Annotated in this window: 24 protein-coding genes; 21 read left to right on the top strand and 3 right to left on the bottom strand. The window is 41.7% G+C overall.

The annotated features are described in order from the left end of the window. Window positions 1-118: 118 nt before the first annotated feature. Complete coding sequence (locus tag BA81_RS17455) at window positions 119-454, top strand: hypothetical protein (protein WP_017366657.1); 336 nt, start codon at window positions 119-121, stop codon at window positions 452-454. Between the two features lie 99 nt (window positions 455-553). On the opposite strand, the gene fbpB is transcribed toward BA81_RS17455, so the two are convergent. Together fbpB and BA81_RS17450 are read right to left on the bottom strand one after the other, a co-directional pair. After that, entirely contained in the window at window positions 554-703 is a 150-nt protein-coding gene (gene fbpB / locus BA81_RS19485) for a Fur-regulated basic protein FbpB (RefSeq protein WP_065215285.1), read from the bottom strand. Between the two features lie 316 nt (window positions 704-1,019). Continuing rightward, complete coding sequence (locus BA81_RS17450; protein WP_034283964.1) at window positions 1,020-1,340, bottom strand: thioredoxin family protein; 321 nt, start codon at window positions 1,338-1,340, stop codon at window positions 1,020-1,022. 184 nt (window positions 1,341-1,524) lie between these two features. Between BA81_RS17450 and BA81_RS17445 the strand changes: the two genes are divergently transcribed. The 7 genes from BA81_RS17445 (at window position 1,525) to BA81_RS17415 (ending at window position 8,974) form a co-directional block, all read left to right on the top strand. Then, complete coding sequence (locus BA81_RS17445) at window positions 1,525-2,607, top strand: D-alanine--D-alanine ligase (protein ID WP_034283962.1); 1,083 nt, start codon at window positions 1,525-1,527, stop codon at window positions 2,605-2,607. A gap of 80 nt (window positions 2,608-2,687) precedes the next feature. Further along, a complete protein-coding gene (locus BA81_RS17440; RefSeq protein ID WP_034283960.1) occupies window positions 2,688-4,052 on the top strand; it encodes a UDP-N-acetylmuramoyl-tripeptide--D-alanyl-D-alanine ligase in 1,365 nt (454 codons plus the stop codon). Between the two features lie 18 nt (window positions 4,053-4,070). Continuing rightward, a complete protein-coding gene (locus BA81_RS17435; protein ID WP_034283958.1) occupies window positions 4,071-4,763 on the top strand; it encodes an alpha/beta hydrolase in 693 nt (230 codons plus the stop codon). Between the two features lie 127 nt (window positions 4,764-4,890). Then, a complete protein-coding gene (locus tag BA81_RS17430) occupies window positions 4,891-5,229 on the top strand; it encodes an avidin-fold protein (RefSeq protein WP_034283957.1) in 339 nt (112 codons plus the stop codon). 165 nt (window positions 5,230-5,394) lie between these two features. Next, window positions 5,395-6,894, top strand: a complete 1,500-nt coding sequence (gene cshA, locus BA81_RS17425; protein ID WP_034283956.1) for a degradosome RNA helicase CshA — start codon at window positions 5,395-5,397, stop codon at window positions 6,892-6,894. Between the two features lie 114 nt (window positions 6,895-7,008). Beyond that, window positions 7,009-7,488 (top strand): PH domain-containing protein, encoded by a 480-nt coding sequence (locus BA81_RS17420; RefSeq protein ID WP_024425383.1) that lies wholly within the window; start codon window positions 7,009-7,011, stop codon window positions 7,486-7,488. Next, complete coding sequence (locus BA81_RS17415; protein WP_034283955.1) at window positions 7,478-8,974, top strand: PH domain-containing protein; 1,497 nt, start codon at window positions 7,478-7,480, stop codon at window positions 8,972-8,974. The genes BA81_RS17420 and BA81_RS17415 overlap by 11 nt, the downstream gene beginning before the upstream one ends. A gap of 54 nt (window positions 8,975-9,028) precedes the next feature. Here the strand turns inward: BA81_RS17415 and BA81_RS17410 are convergent, their stop codons facing one another. After that, the gene (locus BA81_RS17410) at window positions 9,029-9,634 is read right to left on the bottom strand and encodes a rhomboid family intramembrane serine protease (protein WP_034283954.1); all 606 of its coding nucleotides are present in this window, start codon (window positions 9,632-9,634) and stop codon (window positions 9,029-9,031) included. Between the two features lie 94 nt (window positions 9,635-9,728). On the opposite strand from BA81_RS17410, the gene acpS reads away from it, so the two are divergent. The 13 genes from acpS (at window position 9,729) to BA81_RS17345 (ending at window position 18,479) form a co-directional block, all read left to right on the top strand. Next, a complete protein-coding gene (acpS, locus tag BA81_RS17405; RefSeq protein ID WP_034283952.1) occupies window positions 9,729-10,094 on the top strand; it encodes a holo-ACP synthase in 366 nt (121 codons plus the stop codon). Window positions 10,095-10,254: 160 nt separating this feature from the next. Further along, window positions 10,255-11,271, top strand: a complete 1,017-nt coding sequence (locus tag BA81_RS17400; protein ID WP_098677666.1) for an outer membrane lipoprotein-sorting protein — start codon at window positions 10,255-10,257, stop codon at window positions 11,269-11,271. A gap of 127 nt (window positions 11,272-11,398) precedes the next feature. Next, window positions 11,399-12,580: an alanine racemase gene (alr, locus tag BA81_RS17395; protein ID WP_034283949.1), complete on the top strand. Its 1,182-nt coding sequence runs from the start codon at window positions 11,399-11,401 to the stop codon at window positions 12,578-12,580. 294 nt (window positions 12,581-12,874) lie between these two features. After that, on the top strand, window positions 12,875-13,156 hold the full coding sequence (locus tag BA81_RS17390) for a hypothetical protein (RefSeq protein ID WP_003214273.1): 282 nt from the start codon (window positions 12,875-12,877) through the stop codon (window positions 13,154-13,156). A gap of 4 nt (window positions 13,157-13,160) precedes the next feature. Beyond that, window positions 13,161-13,511 (top strand): type II toxin-antitoxin system endoribonuclease NdoA, encoded by a 351-nt coding sequence (gene ndoA / locus BA81_RS17385; protein WP_024425388.1) that lies wholly within the window; start codon window positions 13,161-13,163, stop codon window positions 13,509-13,511. 115 nt (window positions 13,512-13,626) lie between these two features. Continuing rightward, window positions 13,627-14,457, top strand: a complete 831-nt coding sequence (locus BA81_RS17380; protein WP_034283948.1) for an RsbT co-antagonist protein RsbRA — start codon at window positions 13,627-13,629, stop codon at window positions 14,455-14,457. A gap of 4 nt (window positions 14,458-14,461) precedes the next feature. Beyond that, a complete protein-coding gene (gene rsbS / locus BA81_RS17375; protein WP_003214235.1) occupies window positions 14,462-14,830 on the top strand; it encodes an RsbT antagonist protein RsbS in 369 nt (122 codons plus the stop codon). Between the two features lie 2 nt (window positions 14,831-14,832). Next, on the top strand, window positions 14,833-15,234 hold the full coding sequence (locus tag BA81_RS17370) for an anti-sigma regulatory factor (protein WP_024427376.1): 402 nt from the start codon (window positions 14,833-14,835) through the stop codon (window positions 15,232-15,234). Between the two features lie 10 nt (window positions 15,235-15,244). Beyond that, window positions 15,245-16,252 carry a PP2C family protein-serine/threonine phosphatase gene (locus BA81_RS17365; protein ID WP_034283946.1) on the top strand — a complete coding sequence of 336 codons (1,008 nt, stop codon included), beginning with the start codon at window positions 15,245-15,247 and terminating at the stop codon, window positions 16,250-16,252. 59 nt (window positions 16,253-16,311) lie between these two features. After that, window positions 16,312-16,641, top strand: a complete 330-nt coding sequence (locus BA81_RS17360; RefSeq protein ID WP_024425392.1) for an anti-sigma factor antagonist — start codon at window positions 16,312-16,314, stop codon at window positions 16,639-16,641. Continuing rightward, window positions 16,638-17,126, top strand: a complete 489-nt coding sequence (rsbW, locus tag BA81_RS17355) for an anti-sigma B factor RsbW (RefSeq protein WP_034283945.1) — start codon at window positions 16,638-16,640, stop codon at window positions 17,124-17,126. Before BA81_RS17360 ends, rsbW begins: the two co-directional genes overlap by 4 nt. Then, window positions 17,092-17,880, top strand: coding sequence for an RNA polymerase sigma factor SigB (sigB, locus tag BA81_RS17350; protein ID WP_024427378.1), 789 nt, complete (start codon window positions 17,092-17,094; stop codon window positions 17,878-17,880). Before rsbW ends, sigB begins: the two co-directional genes overlap by 35 nt. After that, the gene (locus tag BA81_RS17345; protein ID WP_034283944.1) at window positions 17,880-18,479 is read left to right on the top strand and encodes a PP2C family serine/threonine-protein phosphatase; all 600 of its coding nucleotides are present in this window, start codon (window positions 17,880-17,882) and stop codon (window positions 18,477-18,479) included. Before sigB ends, BA81_RS17345 begins: the two co-directional genes overlap by 1 nt. Window positions 18,480-18,491 lie beyond the last annotated feature (12 nt).

Below are 18,491 nucleotides of genomic sequence, written 5' to 3'. Positions count from 1 at the left end.
AAAATTGTGTCAAATAACAAGAAAAATTCGTGACATCTTTGTGAAAACGAGTCTGTATTTCACGATAACCTGCTGATTTTGTCTTATAATAAGAAAGAGTCATGGAGGTGGCACTATCGTGAAAAATTTCATTACGGCTTTACCAATTTTGCTGCTGCTGTCGTTTTCGTTTGTGTCTTTTGCCTTCCAATTTGATCATCTTGTTTATTTCAGACTAGCGCTGGGGATTTTTTCGTTAGCGGGTCTTTTCTTTCTGTATACACTTAAAAGAAATATGAAATGGTTCATGGTCTATTTATATGCGAGCTGGATCGTTCTTGCTGCCGTCACGACATTTGAGGAACCAGTCTTTTCTCAATTTTTCTTCGGTGGTTTAACGATGACAATGGGTTATCTCACATATATGCTCATTTATTTAGGTATGAAGCAGGACCGTGTAGCGAAATCACATTAAAACAAAAGCCGATAAAATCGAATAACAGATTTTATCGGCTTTTTTATTTTGTTGAAGCAGACAAAAGAGCAGTCAGTGATGACTGCTCCTCTCTCATAGTTATGATTCACGCCCAGCAGCTGCAAGCTGCTTCTGGTGTTTTTTGTCGATGGTTTCGTATATACTTTCCATCATTTGAGGATCGCGCATGATGGCCTTTTTGTTCTCTTCAATCAATTGCTGGTAGGTTTTAATTTTCTTCTTAGACATGTGACTCATCGCTCCTTAATAAGAATGGACGTCTATAGGATTTCACATAGATGAAATTGATAATCATTTTCAATTAGCAATTCCATTATACAAAGACAAATGTCAGAAGTAAAGATTCAATTCAGAAAATTCACGTAACCGACATATTCCAAGCTGGTTCGACGCTGCATTCTTTCCCAGGAAATAATGTTGTCGTGACTTGTCGTAAGTGAAACATCAATTTGAAACGTTTTGGCTGTGCAGCTCGTCTTATGAAGAGATTTAAAAAGAAAAAAAGACATCAGCAAGAGTTTGCTGATGTCCTTCGTTTCATCAATTAAGAAACGTGCTCTTGAAGAAATTCTGTCACTTCTTCAGGCGATTTTGCATTTGCACTGTGTAAATGACCTGTTTTTTCACCATTTTTGAAAATTAACAGGCTTGGAATGCCCATTACCTGATACGTTTCAGCTAATTCAGGGAAATCATCTTTATTTATTTCAAACCATTCATGGTGAGCATAAGCTTCTAGGATGTCTGGAATGAACATGTCCATTCTTGTACAGTCAGGACACCATGTTGCAAAGAATTTAACGATGACTTCTTTGTCTGATTGAATCATTTCATTGAATTGTTCAGTACTTGTGATTTTTTTCAATTTGTCACAACTCCTTTTCAATGTCATTTTAATATAAAATAAAGGCGAATGACATACAAATGCTCGGGAGGCGCTTACAACCTTTACAAATCATTTCAATTACGTAACAACAAAAATTAATTAGAGCATTTTTGCTTGAAAGTGATAAGATAGTAAAGATGAATTTTAGTGGGGGGAGTATCCATTGAAAATAAGTTTAGGATTGATTTACGGCGGAAAGTCAGCCGAACATAATGTATCACTGCAAACAGCCCTTGCAGTTACAAAAGCACTTAACACTGAGAAGTTCGATATACATCCAATTTATATTACAGAAGAGGGTGAATGGTTAAGAGGAGAAAAACTCACTGAACCAGTATCAAACGTCAAAATGCTTCAATTTGAACAGAACGCAAAGACGTTTTTACCAACTTCTTTAAATGAAAGCATGTTTCCACAGCCTGCATCGGCTGATGAGAAAATTGATGTTGTCTTCCCGTTGCTGCACGGACCAAATGGAGAAGATGGCACAATGCAAGGATTACTTGAACTGTTAAATATCCCGTATGTCGGCAACGGCGTTCTCGCGTCTGCCGCGGGTATGGATAAAGTCATGATGAAAGATGTTTTTGCACAAGCAGGACTTGCACAAGCAAAGCACCTTTCTTTCAATAAAAAAGACTACGAGAAAGCGACACGAGACAGCTTAGAACAGGTTGAAAAAGTACTGGGCTATCCATGCTTTGTGAAACCTGCCAACATGGGATCAAGTGTTGGAATTAGCAAATGCCGCAGCAAAGAAGAACTGCAGACTGCATTTGACCTCGCTTTCCAATATGATCGTCGTGTGGTCGTAGAAGAAGGCGTCGTTGGAAGAGAAATCGAGATTGGTGTATTAGGCAATGATGAGCCGAAATGCTCTGTCGTTGGTGAGATTGCGCCTAAAACAGATTTTTATGATTACAAAGCAAAATATGAAGATGGCGATACAGATTTGATCATTCCGGCGAGTGTGTCAGAGGATGAATATAAAACGATTCATGACATGGCGATTAAGGCATTTAAAGCCCTCGATGGATCTGGTCTCGTACGTGCAGACTTCTTCCTTACAGAAAAAGGTGAAGTGTTGATCAATGAAGTGAATACAATGCCTGGATTCACACCATTTAGTATGTTCCCATTACTTTGGAAGCACACTGGTGTAGAGTATCCAGAGTTAATTGAAAAGCTGGTGTCACTTGCAATTGAACGCCATCAAGAAAAACAAACCATTAAAACAACTTTTTAATGTGAGCAGCAAGCAGACACTATCCTTAGGTAGTGTCTCTTTTCCTTCAAACGTGAAATGAGAAAGAGAGGCGAAAAATCATGATCAAACGTACAGTGAAACAAATCGCCCAAATGGCTGGTGGAACCCTATCTAATCAAGCTTTTGGCGAAGAACAGATTCACGGAGTGACAACAGATACACGAAAAGTATCAAACGACGCCCTGTTTATCCCGCTTATCGGAGAACATTTTAATGGTCACACATTTGCTTCGAAAGCAGTGGAGCTTGGAGCATCAGCTGTTCTTTGGAATCAAAAAGAAGCCAATCCGCCAGAAGGCGTTCCGGTAATTCTTGTAGAGGATACACTAGCTGCCCTTCAACAGCTGGCGAAATCATACTTAAAAGAAGAAAACCCTCGTGTTGTCGGTATTACAGGAAGTAATGGGAAAACCACAACGAAAGATATGATTCATTCCGTCTTGCAAACAGCGTATCGAGTTCATAAAACAAACGGTAACTTTAATAATCATATCGGTCTTCCGCTCACCATTCTTGCAATGCCTGAAGGAACCGATATTGCGGTTTTGGAGATGGGCATGAGTGCAAAAGGCGAAATCGAATTTTTATCAGATCTCGCTGAGCCGGATGCAGCGGTCATCACAAATATCGGGGAATCTCATATGCAAGATTTAGGATCAAGAGAAGCCATTGCTGATGCAAAATGTGAGATCGTAAAAGGGTTAAAAGAAGACGGCATCTTTTATTACTTAGGTGATGAGCCTTTGCTTCGCGAAAGAGCAAGTTCACTTTCTCAGCGTGTGAAAACCTTTGGAGAAGCAGAGGACTGTGATATCAAGGTAACGCACATCAACCAGCTTGCAGAGGGAACAGAATTTCAGGTCGAAGGGTATGCCCAAGGTTTTCTCATTCCTGTATTAGGGAAACATAATGTGAAGAATGCACTTGCTGCTATTGCTATAGGCCAGCATTTTGGGCTGAATGAAAGACAAATTGCCCAGGGACTGATGCAAACGAAGTTGACGGGGATGCGTCTTGAGCTGATTAAAACAGACAAAGGAATCACTGTCATCAATGATGCATATAATGCAAGTCCTACTTCTATGAAAGCAGCCATTGATCTTGTGGGAGATATGGACGGCTTCGCCAATCGTATTCTTGTACTTGGAGATATGCTCGAAATGGGCAGCGAAGAAGAAACGTATCATTATGAATTAGGCCGTTACATCAAGCCAGAATTTATTGATCATGTCATGACGTATGGCCGTCTAGGTGCATTCATTGCTGAAGGAGCGAAAAAATCATTCGGGGCTGAGCACGTCTTCTCCTTTATGGACAAAGAGGACCTGAAGAAAAAACTAGCTGAAGTGGCAGGGCCTGACGATGTTGTGCTTGTCAAAGCCTCACGCGGTATGAAATTGGAAGAAGTCATTACTGCACTATAAAAGTGAGAAGGTGACAGAATGATTGGCTGTTTATGTATCCACGGTTTTACTGGTGCCCCTTATGAAGTAGAACCGCTGGCGCAATATTTAAAACAGGCGGCAGATTGGAATGTGCAGTCTGTTACGCTTCCGGGGCATGGAGAGGAGCTTCAGTTAAAAGGCATTCTTTATCAAGAATGGATAGCGACAGCTGAACTCGAACTTCTATCCCTTTATCGAACTTGTGACACCATGTATTTGATCGGCTTTTCTATGGGCGGAATGATTGCTTCTTATTTAGCCGCGAAGTACCCAGTTGCCCGTCTCGTCCTATTAAGTGCTGCGGCTAAATATGTGAACCCAAAACAAATAATGCAAGACACAAGGCAGATGGTAAAGGAGTCCCTGTCAGGGATCATTGATACAAACCCTTTATATGATCGATATCGCCATAAGCTCACAAGCACGCCGCTGTCAGCTGCGATAGAATTTGTGAAGCTGGTAAAGCAAACGAAGAATTCGCTTGAGAAGCTTCATCTGCCTGTGTTAATTGTTCAAGGTGAAAGCGACGGGATTGTGCCTGCTTCAAGTGCAGAATTTATTTATCATAAAGTCCCGTCTCGCCAGAAAGAAATGTTTTATTTGCCCGATTGTAAACATCATGTTTGTCATGAGCCATGTGCCCAGCAATTGTTTGAGAAAGTAGAACATTTTCTAAAAAAAGCAATTTAATCTATAGAAAAGCTAAAATGTGGCTAAACTAATATAAATTGAATCCCACTTGTTAAAATTTGCATCATTTTTGTCGAATGAGTGACAGGCATATGGTACAATAGGAAAGAAAAGGTGGTTGATTCGGTTGTTTCAATATGACGGAAAAACCTTTGTCCCGCAGTCTAATTCGAGTAACGGAGAAGTATCAGCAGGAACCATATTTCAATATCGTCAGGACGGGAATATATTAACGGGCACATATCAAGGCGGCAGTATTATATCTGGCGTACTTGTAGGAACTGTGAATGAGGATGGAACACTTCATTTTAGATATCACCATGTAAGCAAGGACGGCAGCATGAGAAGCGGGACTTGCAATTCTACTCCAAAGCAGCTGGATAACGGAAAAATTCAACTGTTTGAAAAGTGGAAATGGATGGACGGAGATCAAAGTGAAGGTGAATCTGTCATTGTAGAGCAGTAGATATATCCATTTCTGTCTTGTTGAAAAACAAATAGTGTAATGGTAAGATATAAGGTAGGGTAATTCGGGCTTTGTATATAATGGACCTGTCCTTTCAGAAAAGGGCAGTTTTTAATGATCATTCACGAGATTACTGAAACAGCAATTAGAAGGAGTTTGAATAAATTGACTATAACGTTTCAAGATTTTCAATTAAGCGAAAGTCTCATGAAGGCTATTAACCGCATGGGATTCGAAGAAGCAACACCGATTCAAGCAGAAACGATTCCTCTCGGTCTTCAAAATAAAGATGTCATCGGACAAGCACAAACAGGAACAGGAAAAACTGCAGCATTTGGTATTCCTCTTGTAGAAAAAATTGACCCAGCGTCTCCAAATATCCAAGCGATTATCATTGCGCCAACAAGAGAATTAGCGATTCAAGTATCTGAAGAGCTATATAAAATCGGCCAAGACAAGCGTGCACGCGTACTTCCTATTTACGGTGGACAAGATATCGGCCGTCAAATCCGTTCGCTCAAGAAAAATCCTCATATCATCGTAGGGACTCCAGGACGTTTACTCGATCACATTAACCGTCGTACAATGCGTCTTCAAAACGTTGAAACAGTTGTGCTAGATGAAGCAGACGAAATGCTAAACATGGGTTTCATCGAAGACATTGAAGCGATCCTTTCAAATGTACCAAGTGAACACCAAACACTTTTATTCTCTGCGACAATGCCTGCACCAATTAAGCGCATTGCAGAGCGTTTCATGACAAACCCAGAACACGTAAAAGTAAAAGCGAAAGAAATGACTGTATCTAACATCCAACAGTTCTATTTGGATATTCACGAACGTAAAAAGTTTGATACATTGACTCGTCTTCTTGACATTCAATCACCTGAGCTTTCAATTGTCTTCGGCCGTACGAAACGCCGTGTGGACGAATTGACTGAAGCACTTAACCTTAGAGGTTATACAGCTGAAGGAATTCATGGTGACCTGACTCAAGCAAAACGTATGGTTGCGCTTCGTAAATTCAAAGAGGGTTCAATCGATGTGCTTGTCGCAACAGACGTTGCAGCACGTGGACTTGATATCTCAGGCGTCACACACGTGTATAACTTTGACGTACCGCAAGATCCAGAAAGCTACGTGCACCGTATTGGACGTACAGGACGTGCTGGACGTACAGGTATGGCGATGACATTCATCACACCACGTGAAAAAGATATGCTTCGTGCGATTGAGCAAACGACTAAACGTAAAATGGATCGTATGAAAGAACCTACACTAGATGAGGCGATTGAAGGACAACAGCAAGTAACAGTTGACCGTCTACGCACGATCATCAGTGAAAACAACTTGAACTTCTATATGACAGCTGCTGCTGAATTGTTGGAAGATCATGATTCTGTGACAGTGGTTGCAGCTGCGATCAAAATGATGACAAAAGAGCCGGATGCAACGCCTGTTCGTTTAACAGATGAAGCACCGATGATTTCTAAACGTCATCGTAACAACCGCAGTTCTTCTAAACGCAGAGACGGCGGCGGTGGCGGAGGCTACCGTGGAAAAGGCAAGAACACCCGTTCATCTTATGGTGATAAAAAGCGTTCTTCAAATGACCGCAATCGTTCTTCTAACGATCGTCGTCAAAAGAAATCTTATAACAACTAACATACAAGAGCGAATCCTTTGCAGGGTTCGCTTTTTTTAACAGGCTGAAATTGAAACTTTTTAGGCTTTGTTACGTAATATATTGATAGAAAAGTATGAGAATGGGGGAAGAATGTGAGAAAACAGCCGCAACGTCAAATTAGTTTAAATGGTTTAAAGGTATGGCGTCTTCAAAATGGAATTATCTCATTGATTTTTTTACTCATCATCATTGGGGTATTTGTTGCTAGCTACTATTTTCAATGGCCATATTGGATTGGAGCGATCCTTTCTGGTTTATGGGTCTTACAGGTCATATTTGGCATTTGGCTCATACCAAAAATCCGCCATCACATCTGGCGCTACGAAGTATTCGAAAATGAAATTGAAATACAGCATGGACTCATTCGCGTCACACGTGTAATTGTGCCGATGGTTCGTGTTCAGCATGTTGATACATCTCAAGGGCCGCTTTTAAGGCGCTACCGTTTGGCATCTGTTCAAATTTCGACTGCTGCCACAGTTCATGATATACCGGCGCTAGAATTAGAAGAGGCAGATGAGCTTCGTGATTACATATCTCGTTTAGCAAGGGTGACAGAAGATGATGTCTGAACCAAAACGTGTACATCCCATCTCGATGTTCATTGATTTTATATCAGATGCTGTATCCATGATCAAAAACTTCATTATCCCTTTTTTCGTGTTGATTTTTGTGAACTCGAATTCGAGCATTCGCTTTTATGCATTTATCATTCTTGGTGTGCTTCTTTTATGGAAAGCCGTTTTTACCATTTTAGAATGGAGACGATTCACTTACCGGATGGAAGACGATGAATTTCGTGTGGAATCGGGTGTGATTACGAAAAAGAAAAAATATATCTCGTTAGAACGAATTCAAACGGTTAATACAAGTGAAGGCATTTTTCAGCGGATTTTCGGTTTAGTACGGGTCCAAATCGAAACGGCAGGCGGAACGGATGGTCCAGAAGTGAGCCTGACCGCGATTACAAAAGCAGAAGCGGAACAATTAAAGCAGTCGATTTTCAACCGGAAGAAAAGCTTGCAGGAAGAAGAAATGACGGATGAAGCGGGTGATCTGCCTGGCCATTTGACTGTGCAAAAACCTGTGCAGGAAGAAATCAATGTCTCCTATCGTATGGGTGTGCCAGAATTGCTTTTGGCTGCGACCACTTCAAGCGGTATCGGAGTCATTATATCCGGGTGTCTCGCCATCTACACGCAAATAGATGAAATTCTTCCTTTGGACGGGTTCTTCAAGCAGTTCTCTTTTTTAAGTCATGCGAGCGTTGAAATCTATGCGATTTTGATATTTCTTGCCGTATTGATCGCGTGGATCCTGAGTGTCGGGGTAACAGCACTTCAGTATGCGAATTTTGCTGCAAAACGAAAAGGGAATGACATCATCATTACAAGAGGGCTCATCGAGAGACATCAAATGACCATTCCACTTGCGAGAATTCAAGCAGTGAAAATCAAAGAGAATATGATCCGTGAGCCTTTTGGTTTTGCGACGGTGATGCTTGTTAGTGCGGGAGGTTCGATTACAGAGAAAGAAACCTCTTCCGTCTTATTTCCGCTCATTCGGAAGAAAAAAATAAATGAATTGCTGTCACAATTCACCGATCATTATCATGTAGCACCAGAAACAGAGCTGAAAAAAGTGCCAAAACGTTCGCTCAAGCGCTACCTGATCTCATATGGCTTTGTGCCGTTACTTGTAGGTATCATCCTGTCGGTACGCTTTCCGCCATGGGGATATTTGGGACTCATTCCGTTACCGCTTGCTCTATTCTTTGGCTATTTAGCTTATAAACAATCAGGATATACAATCAAAGATTCATTGATTCAAATGACATCAAGAGGCATTGGCAAGACCACTGGCATTGTCTTGAGAAAACGAATGCAAAACTATACGATGACGCAATCTTTTTTCCAAAAGAAAGGCCGGGTCGCCAGTATTCACACCTTTGTGAAATCCTCTGCGCTGCTTGATTCCTTTGGTGTGCATCACCTTGAGGAAGAAGATGCGGCACGTGTATTTGATTGGTATTCGTATGAAAAAAATCAACCGTCTTAAACGAAAAATGTCGATCAGCTCCTGCTTGAGGAGTGATCGACATTTTTTATGAGATTAATAGCGTCTTTTTTTCGAATGGAAAAGCAGCGTAATCGGTGCTAGAATCATACCGCCGATCAATCCAAATAAGTGAGCCATGATATTGATGTTCGAATTGACGAACGTCATGATGACAGAAACAGCAAGAATCGTTAAAATCACTTGTGAATTCCCGCGGTCCATCATGTGCGGTTTAAACAGGGCAAGGTATAGATAAACCCCAAACAAACCGAAGATCGCACCAGAAGCGCCAACATGTACATACTCTAAAGGCTCCACCCAATAGGTTCCGAGATTGCCAATGAATCCTGCACCGAGATAAATGATTAGAAATCGAACCTTCCCAAGCAAATGTTCAAGCGCTGGGGCGAACAAGAAAAGGGACATGGAATTGAATAAAATATGCGTGAGACTCCCGTGCAGAAAAATAGGTGTGACGAGACGCCACCATTCCCCAGCTGCTACACCATAATTGAAACCGACGAGATGATCCTGTCCAAGCTGTATAATAGGGATAGGAACCGCAAAAATAAGCCACAGGCCGATTTGTAAAGCAAGGATCGCTGTTACGATTGGATACGATCTAATAAATTGTTGAAAGCTCTCCGTTCGAATAAACATAACAAACCCCTTTTGACTAGATAATGGTAAGTTTATAGTAACACGTTTATGAAGCGAACACTCAAATTAGTACGAGTATCATAGGAGGTACCTCATGATCAAAGGAATAGGCATTGATATTGTAGAGATCGACCGTCTTTCGCGGGTGCTCAGCAGACAGCCCCGTTTACCGGAACGAATTTTGACTTTAAGTGAACAGGACGTCTTTCTTACACTCAGTGAAAAAAGACAGCTGGAATTTTTGGCAGGACGCTTTGCGGCAAAGGAAGCCTTCGCTAAAGCATACGGAACGGGAATCGGTCAGCATTTAAGCTTTCATGACATAGACATTCAAAAAGACGATAAGGGGAAACCCATCATCAAAAGCGAGAAAGCAGAGGGCGATCAGGTCCATGTGTCGATAACCCATACAAAGGAATATGCTGCTGCACAAGTTTTAATTGAAAGGTTGTCAAGCTAGTCTGCATATTGTTTGTCCCCCCTTCATATATTGGGTAGTGCGATAAGGAAGGGCGAGTTGCTAACAGGCTTTGATGGTTCGCGGTACGCAGTTAACTCTTGAGGCGTACTGTTAAAGTCAAACAAGCGGTTTCTTCCTTTTAACACAATTAACGAAGGGGTTGAAAAGGGTGAGAAAAAGCTTTGTTTTGCTTGTAACGGGAATCCTTTTTGTACTGATTCTCTCCGCATGCGGTCAAAAATCTCAGAAGGATATCGTTGGAGATTTAAACAAAAAGGCAGAGGAAATGACATCATACAAAGCCAAAGCAAAAATGACCATTGAGACAGGAAATGACCCGCAGGAGTACCAGGTAGAAATTTGGTACAAAAAGCCGGAGCTTTACCGTGTCTATTTAGAAAATCCGAAAAAGGATCAGAGTCAAGTCATTTTAAGAAATGGCAATGGTGTGTTTGTGCTGACACCTTCATTGAACAAGAGCTTCCGTTTCCATAGTGATTGGCCGAATAATAGCAGTCAGGTCTATTTATTCGAATCACTTGTGAAGGACATTAAAAATGACAGTGCAGCTCAGTTCAAAGCGAAAGAGTCAAAGTATGTGTTCGAAACGAAGACCAATTATCAGCACAACCAAATGCTGCCTACCCAAGAGATTACCTTTCATAAGAAAACAATGGCGCCTGCCAGTGTGAAAGTGCTGGATAGCGACAAAAAGCCAATGGTGAAAGTGGAATTCTCTCACTTTGAATTCAATAAATCCTTTGACAAAGATGCATTTGATGAGAAGAAAAACATGACACTCTCTCAAATGGATGTTGCCACAAGTGCAGACCCATCTGACAGCTTTGCGGTGAAAACACCAGTTGATATGCCAGAAGGCGTGAAGAAGATGGAAGAAAAAGAAATGACGACAGATGCTGGGAAGCGTTATGTGATTACTTACGGCGGCAAGAAATCCTTCACACTCATCCAGGAAAAAGCGAGAGTAGCTGAAGCATCTACGCCTGTCACGATGAACGGCGAGCCGGTCGATCTTGGCATGACAGTAGGGGTTCTGACAGATCAATCCCTCTCATGGACATCTGACGGAGTTGACTATTTAATTTCCTCAAGTGATCTATCGAAGGAAGAGCTGTTGATGGTTGCAAAGAGTGTAGAAGGCCAGTCAGCTAAATAGGCGAGAGCCTTAAAAAACAACATATCAGCCCTGTGCAAGGGCTGATTTTCTTTGATTTGTTTCACATTATTCTTGATTTTTAGTATCATATGAGGGGATTGAATCATTCAATAGGGAAGTGTGACTGATGGACACAAATGCCTTTTATAGAGACACATGGGCAGAAATTAATTTAACAGCAATCAAGCACAATGTTTCACATATGAAAGATCATATCGGTCAAAATGTTCAATTGATGGCTGTTGTGAAAGCCAATGCATATGGACATGGAGATATAGAAGTGGCAAGAGCTGCCCTCAAAGCAGGTGCAGACTTGTTAGCTGTAGCCTTTTTAGATGAGGCCATTTCTTTAAGAAATCAAGGCATTAAAGCACCGATTCTTGTACTCGGCGCTGTGCCGCCGGAGTATGTCAAAACCGCCGTTCGATACAATGTGGTCATGACCGCTTACTCCACCAGCTGGCTGAGGGAAGTCGTCGATATGATGAAAGGGCAGATGGGACAACCCATTCGTTTTCATTTAAAAATAGACAGCGGAATGAACCGTTTAGGTGTGAAAACGTTAGAGGAAGTGAATGAAGTAAAGAAGCTTGTCAGCGAGCATTCTTATTTACAGCTGGAAGGTGTATTTACTCACTTTGCGACAGCAGATGAAAAGGATGAGAACTATTTTGAGCGGCAAGTCGACACCTTTCAAACCCTGCTTCAGCCGCTTCATACGGAAAAGCTGCTCGTTCATTGTGCCAATAGTGCAGCAGGTTTGAGGTTTAAAGAAGTGTTGTTTAATATGGTTCGCTTCGGCATCAGTATGTACGGGCTGTCACCATCAGAGGAAATCAAAGATGAACTTCCTTTCAAGCTGGAAGAAGCCATGTCTCTTCATACAAAACTCGCCCATGTGAAGCTCATTCAAAAGGGTGAGAGTGTCAGCTATGGGGCGACGTATACAGCTAATCAAGATACATGGATCGGTACGGTACCAGTCGGCTATGCAGACGGGTGGATCCGGAAGCTGGCAGGAACGGAAGTACTTGTTGGCGGTAAGCGCCGGAAGATTGCCGGAAGGATATGTATGGATCAATTCATGGTTGAACTGAAAGAGAACCTTCCGGCAGGGGAGCCGGTCGTTTTGATTGGTGGACAAGGTGAAGAAATGGTATCAGTCGATGAAATTGCCAAAAGGCTTGAAACCATTAACTATGAAGTCACTTGCTCCATTGGCCACCGCGTCCCAAGAGTTTATATAGAGGACGGCAAAAGGGTGCATGTGCGGAATCCGCTTCTTCAAGGCGGGGCAAGCTTTTTCTAAACAGCTTTCACAGGAACGATCGTCAAACTGACATCGTTCCTTTTTATTCTACAAAGAAGGGGTAAACATTCTCCCTTTTTTAGAGATTTTGGAAATACCGTATGATTTTCGGAAAAAAGCGTATAATGTGAAAGAGGAACTCCATTATCATCTTTGATTTACGGGTGAACAGCCGCTTCATGTTCTAATAAGAAATCATGAAAAAACAGCTTTGCTTGCGCATTGAATAATGGTATGATTAGTCTTGGAATGGATCGAAACGGTATCCGTAAGTTTTGTGGAGGTGTATGTTTTTTGTCTGAATCCAGCGCAACAAACGAAATGAAGATTCGACTACCGGAGGCTTTGATGTCTGAAATCGAACGAGTAGCAGAGCAGGATAAGGTAACAAGAAATGAATTGATCTACCGAGCGACAAAAACGTATATTCGTGAACGCAATATTCGACAAAATCGTGAATCGATGAGACGCGGCTACATGGAGATGGCGAAAATTAATCTGAATATCTCTTCAGAGGCACAATACGCAGAATTTGAGGCTGAGAATACAGTTGAGCGATTAGTCAGCGGGGGTTAAACATTTGATTGTTAAACGCGGTGATGTTTACTTTGCTGATTTATCTCCTGTTGTTGGCTCCGAGCAGGGCGGGGTTCGCCCAGTATTGGTGATTCAAAATGACATTGGAAATCGCTTCAGCCCGACTGCTATCGTTGCAGCCATAACAGCCCAAATACAAAAAGCGAAATTACCGACTCACGTCGAAATTGATGCAAAGCGCTACGGCTTTGAACGAGATTCTGTCATTCTCTTGGAGCAGATTCGTACAATCGATAAACAAAGATTGACAGATAAAATCACACATCTTGATGATGAGATGATGGAGAAGGTTGATGAAGCCTTACAAGTTAGTTTGGCTCTTATTGATTTTTAATATGGTGATACTTGGTTGCTCTCTTGGGAGCAACTTTTTTTGTGTTCAATTTTTATTAACGTTATAATGAAGAAAGACTAAAAGAAGTGCTGTTTATGTACGTAGGGGGTAAAACATGTCGAATCATATCGTGTTAGCTTTTGCAAGAGAGCATCGAGAGGAATTACAAAAAGAGTGGACGGACATTTTTAGACGACTCGGAGAAAAAGAAACGGACATGATGCTGAACGACAATATGTATGAAACCATCTGTTCGGAATATGTTCAATTAATCATTACATCTCTTTCAGAAGGGTATGCTGAAGATTTTGAAGAAAAAGTGCAAACTTTTGCTTTAAAAATTGTTCAAATGGGTATATCACTTAAGTTACTGGCAAATGGTCTAACAGAAATCCGTTCACATTTATATCACAAAATGAACGATGACAAAGATACAACAGAAGAAAGTCATGACCTCATCTGGCAAATTGATCGATTCATCACACCTATTCATAACGAGATCTTAAACCAGTATTCCATCTCATGGGAGAAAACAGTCAACCTTCAAAAAATCGCGCTGCAGGAACTTTCTGCCCCGCTGATCCCAGTATTTGAGCACATTACCGTCATGCCGCTTGTTGGAACAATTGACACAGAACGTGCTAAAAAAATTATGGAGAATCTGCTCAACGGTGTCGTCAAACATCGCTCACAAGTCGTCTTAATTGATATTACGGGTGTACCTGTCGTTGACACAATGGTAGCGCATCATATCATTCAAGCATCAGAGGCTGTGAGATTAGTAGGTGCGAAGTGCTTGCTTGTCGGTATTCGTCCAGAAATAGCCCAAACCATTGTGAACCTTGGAATTGATTTATCTCAAGTTACAACAAAGAATACCCTTCAAAAAGGAATTCAAACTGCTTTGGAAATGACAAATCGAAAAATTGTTTCATTGGAGGGATAACCCAGTGAGAAATCACCCGAAGATTCCAATCTTAAAACTATATAACTGTCTTCTGATTTCGATACAGTGGGAGCTTGATGATCAAACAGCTCTCCACTTTCAAGAAGACTTGCTGAATAAAATTCATGAAACAGGAGCAAACGGTGTTGTCATTGACCTCACATCCGTTGACATGATTGATTCCTTTATTGCAAAGGTATTAGGTGATGTGATCACGATGTCCAAGCTCATGGGGGCGAAAGTTGTATTAACAGGAATACAGCCGGCAGTCGCTGTGACGCTGATTGAACTTGGAATATCGCTTGAAGAAATTCAGACAGCACTAGATCTTGAACAAGGGCTTGAGACACTGAAGCGGGAATTGGGGGAATAGATATGAAAGACCAATCCTGTGTAAGAATATTGACGGAATGGGACATAGTCGCAGCAAGACAATTGGGGCGCAATGTTGCAAAAGAACTTGGATTTGGAACAGTTGACCAAGCAAGAATTACGACGGCCATTTCAGAATTAGCTCGAAACATCTATTTATACGCTGGTAAAGGTCAGATTTGTATAGAAGAAGTGATGGAGCGCGGAAAGCGTGGACTCAAAGTCATCGCAGCCGATGAGGGGCCGGGTATCATGGATATACGTAAAGTAATGGAAGACGGATTTTCAACATCAGGCGGACTCGGAGCAGGTCTTCCGGGCGTCAGACGGCTGATGGATGAATTTAAATTAGATTCTGCACCAGAACAAGGAACGGAGATACAAGCTGTTAAGTGGCTTCGCTAGGAGGGAAACCATGGATTTTAAGGAGGTAATGGAGCAGCGGTACCATCAGCTGCTCAGTCGTTATATCAGTGATTTAACTGAAACATCGCTTTATCAAGCTCAAAAATTTAGCCGTAAAACCATTGAGCATCAAATACCTCCTGAAGAAATAGTGAGTGTTCACCGAAAAGTGATTCAGGAGCTTTACCCTGATTTGCCGGAAGATGTTTTTCATTCACTAGACTTCTTAATTGAAGTCATGATTGGGTACGGACTTGCCTACCAAGAACATTTAACACTCAGAGGCATCCAGCAAGAAATAAAATCTGAAATTGAAATTGCTGCAAATGTTCAGCAAACCCTTCTGGAAACGAAAATTCCAGAAGGAGATACCTTTGATATTGGTGCAATTAGTGTACCGGCAAAACAGATGAGTGGAGATTATTACCACTTTGTAACGGATCACGATACAATCAATATCGCGATCGCAGATGTCATTGGAAAGGGAATCCCGGCTGCGCTCTGTATGTCGATGATTAAATATGCGATGGATTCCTTGCCAGAGTCAGGGAGCGGCCCAACAAAGGTGCTGAAAACCCTGAATCGTGTAGTCGAGCAAAACGTAGACCCAAGTATGTTTGTCACGATGTTCTATGGCAGCTATAATAAAGAAACGCATGAGTTTAAATACGCATCGGCTGGTCATGAGCCGGGCTTTTTCTATTGCAAAAAAGAGAACACATTTTACGATTTAGACGCAAAAGGGCTTGTCCTTGGGATCGCACCAGAATTTGACTACAGACAGTACGAGAAGCATTTGGATGCAGGAGACATGGTGATCTTATTCTCTGATGGGGTCACAGAATCCAAGTCAGAGGATGGTTTCTTAGAGAGGGAGGACATCAAAACACTCATATCAGAGCACCTATCCTACTCAGCTCAAGAAATGGTGGATGCCATCTACGCCAGCTTACTCAAACTGCAGGATTTTCAGTTGCACGATGACTTTACTTTACTTGTTCTCAAAAGAAAGGTTTAGAAAGTGAACATGCGGGTATATAAAACTTTAGGAAACAAGAATTTCGAGGTGAATGCATAATGAATATGTCTGTAAAAGAGCATCAAATAGATCAAAAAACGAAAATCAGTGTCAGCGGTGAAATTGATGTGTACTCCGCTCCTGAGCTAAGAGAAACGCTCATGCCTAAAGCTGAGGCGGGAGAGCATCTTGAAATCTGTCTAAAGGATGTTACGTATATGGATAGTACAGGTTTAGGTGTATTCGTTGGGCTGTTTAAAGCGGCTCAAAAAGCAGGTGGCACATTAAAGCTTGAGAACTTGTCAGAACGGCTTGTAAGGTTGTTTGAAATCACTGGATTAAAGGACATCATTGACATTTCTGCAAAGTCAGAGGGTGGGGTACAATGAACGAATCAGTAGATCGAATCGAGATGAAAATACCGGCAAAACCAGAATATGTAGGCATCATTCGTTTGACTCTGTCAGGCGTAGCGAGCCGGATGGGATATGTCTATGAAGAAATTGAAGACTTAAAAATAGCCGTCAGTGAAGCCTGTACAAATGCAGTTCAGCATGCCTACAAAGGTGAAGACGGCGAAGATGGAGAGGTGGCTGTTCGCTTTCTTGTCTACGAGGATCGTCTAGAAATCATTGTCGCTGACAAAGGCGGTAGCTTTGACTTTAAGCAAAAACAGGAAGACCTGGGACCGTACACATCTGCTCATACGGTGGATCAATTGGCAGAAGGAGGTCTTGGTTTATACTTAATGCAAACATTGATGGATGAAGTCGAGGTGCAAGCAAACTCCGGAGTTACCGTGGCGATGACAAAGTTTTTAAACAGGGAGCGAGTTGACCATGACACAACCATCCAAAACTATGAAACTAACTAAAGATGAAGTAGACCGCCTCATCCAAAGTTATCAAACCAATCAAGACGAGCAGGCGCAGCTCACGCTGGTCGAATGCTATACAAACTTGGTTGATATGCTGGCGAAAAAATATTCTAAAGGAAAAAGCTTTCATGAGGACCTTAGACAAGTTGGAATGATAGGTTTACTTGGCGCCATTAAACGATACGACCCGCTCGTCGGTAAATCATTTGAAGCCTTTGCCATTCCAACCATCATCGGGGAAATCAAACGCTTTTTACGAGATAAGACATGGAGTGTCCATGTACCAAGGCGGATTAAAGAGCTTGGACCAAGAATCAAAATGGCAGTTGATCATTTGACAACAGAGACACAGAAATCACCTAAAGTCCAAGAAATTGCAGAATACTTAGATGTAACAGAAGAAGAAGTACTTGAAACCATGGAGATGGGCAAAAGCTATCAAGCGCTGTCTGTTGACCAAGGCGTAGAGGCTGATTCTGAAGGAAGTACTGTGACGATTTTAGACGTTGTCGGCTCACAGGAAGAGGGCTACGAACGTGTGAATCAAAAAATGATGCTTGAGAGTGTGCTTCATGTGCTGTCGGATAGAGAAAAAGAGATTATCAATCTGACTTACTTGCAAAATAAGAGTCAGAAAGAGACAGGCGATTTACTTGGCATATCTCAAATGCATGTATCGAGACTTCAGCGGAAGGCAGTGAAAAAACTGCGAGATGCATTATCAGAAGATGCGTCTATGGAGCTAGGGTAATGAAACAGATTGAACAGCATGAGCATGTAAACGCCATTATCTATCAATCGAATAAAGAAGGAAAACCATGCTGCGGGGACAGTTTTTTTATTAAAGCAGATGATGAAGAACTAATTTGTGCTGTAGCAGACGGATTAGGCAGCGGCCAGTACGCCAATGAATCATCTTCTTTAGTCAGCGAAATTGTCGAAGAATATGGACATGAGGATGTGGCGGCCCTCATCGACAGATGCAATCAGGCTATGAAAAATAAACGCGGGGCCACTGTGGCCATATTAAAGGTGAATTTTTCCCAGCAGCAATTTACCTATTGTTCGGTTGGCAATATTCGGTTTATCTTGAATGCACCTTCTGGCGACTATATTTATCCACTTCCGACATCAGGATACTTATCAGGGAAACCTAGAAAATATAAAACATACACCTATTCCTACGAAAAAGGATCGATATTCATTATGTATTCAGACGGACTGAATGTGCCAAACATGCGCATGTGTTTAAAGCATGGACATTCAGTTGAAGACATCGCCAAACAGCTTGAAACATACACACAAGACAAAAAGGACGATCTCACCTATGTACTTGGTCAGCTCACGTAAAATAGCTGACCT

Source organism: Bacillus safensis FO-36b (assembly GCF_000691165.1).
Classification (GTDB): Bacteria; Bacillota; Bacilli; order Bacillales; family Bacillaceae; genus Bacillus; species Bacillus safensis.
Note: the sequence above shows the minus strand (reverse complement) of the source record. Positions and strands in the feature narration are given on the sequence as shown.

Excerpts from the sequence above, each read along its gene's own strand:
- fbpB (WP_065215285.1), bottom strand. The coding sequence starts at position 703 with ATGTCTAAGAAGAAAATTAAAACCTACCAGCAATTGATTGAAGAGAAC.
- BA81_RS17440 (WP_034283960.1), top strand. The coding sequence starts at position 2,688 with ATGATCAAACGTACAGTGAAACAAATCGCCCAAATGGCTGGTGGAACC.
- BA81_RS17435 (WP_034283958.1), top strand. The coding sequence starts at position 4,071 with ATGATTGGCTGTTTATGTATCCACGGTTTTACTGGTGCCCCTTATGAA.
- BA81_RS17415 (WP_034283955.1), top strand. The coding sequence starts at position 7,478 with ATGATGTCTGAACCAAAACGTGTACATCCCATCTCGATGTTCATTGAT.
- BA81_RS17410 (WP_034283954.1), bottom strand. The coding sequence starts at position 9,634 with ATGTTTATTCGAACGGAGAGCTTTCAACAATTTATTAGATCGTATCCA.
- acpS (WP_034283952.1), top strand. The coding sequence starts at position 9,729 with ATGATCAAAGGAATAGGCATTGATATTGTAGAGATCGACCGTCTTTCG.
- alr (WP_034283949.1), top strand. The coding sequence starts at position 11,399 with ATGGACACAAATGCCTTTTATAGAGACACATGGGCAGAAATTAATTTA.
- BA81_RS17380 (WP_034283948.1), top strand. The coding sequence starts at position 13,627 with ATGTCGAATCATATCGTGTTAGCTTTTGCAAGAGAGCATCGAGAGGAA.
- BA81_RS17370 (WP_024427376.1), top strand. The coding sequence starts at position 14,833 with ATGAAAGACCAATCCTGTGTAAGAATATTGACGGAATGGGACATAGTC.
- BA81_RS17365 (WP_034283946.1), top strand. The coding sequence starts at position 15,245 with ATGGATTTTAAGGAGGTAATGGAGCAGCGGTACCATCAGCTGCTCAGT.
- BA81_RS17360 (WP_024425392.1), top strand. The coding sequence starts at position 16,312 with ATGAATATGTCTGTAAAAGAGCATCAAATAGATCAAAAAACGAAAATC.
- rsbW (WP_034283945.1), top strand. The coding sequence starts at position 16,638 with ATGAACGAATCAGTAGATCGAATCGAGATGAAAATACCGGCAAAACCA.
- sigB (WP_024427378.1), top strand. The coding sequence starts at position 17,092 with ATGACACAACCATCCAAAACTATGAAACTAACTAAAGATGAAGTAGAC.
- BA81_RS17345 (WP_034283944.1), top strand. The coding sequence starts at position 17,880 with ATGAAACAGATTGAACAGCATGAGCATGTAAACGCCATTATCTATCAA.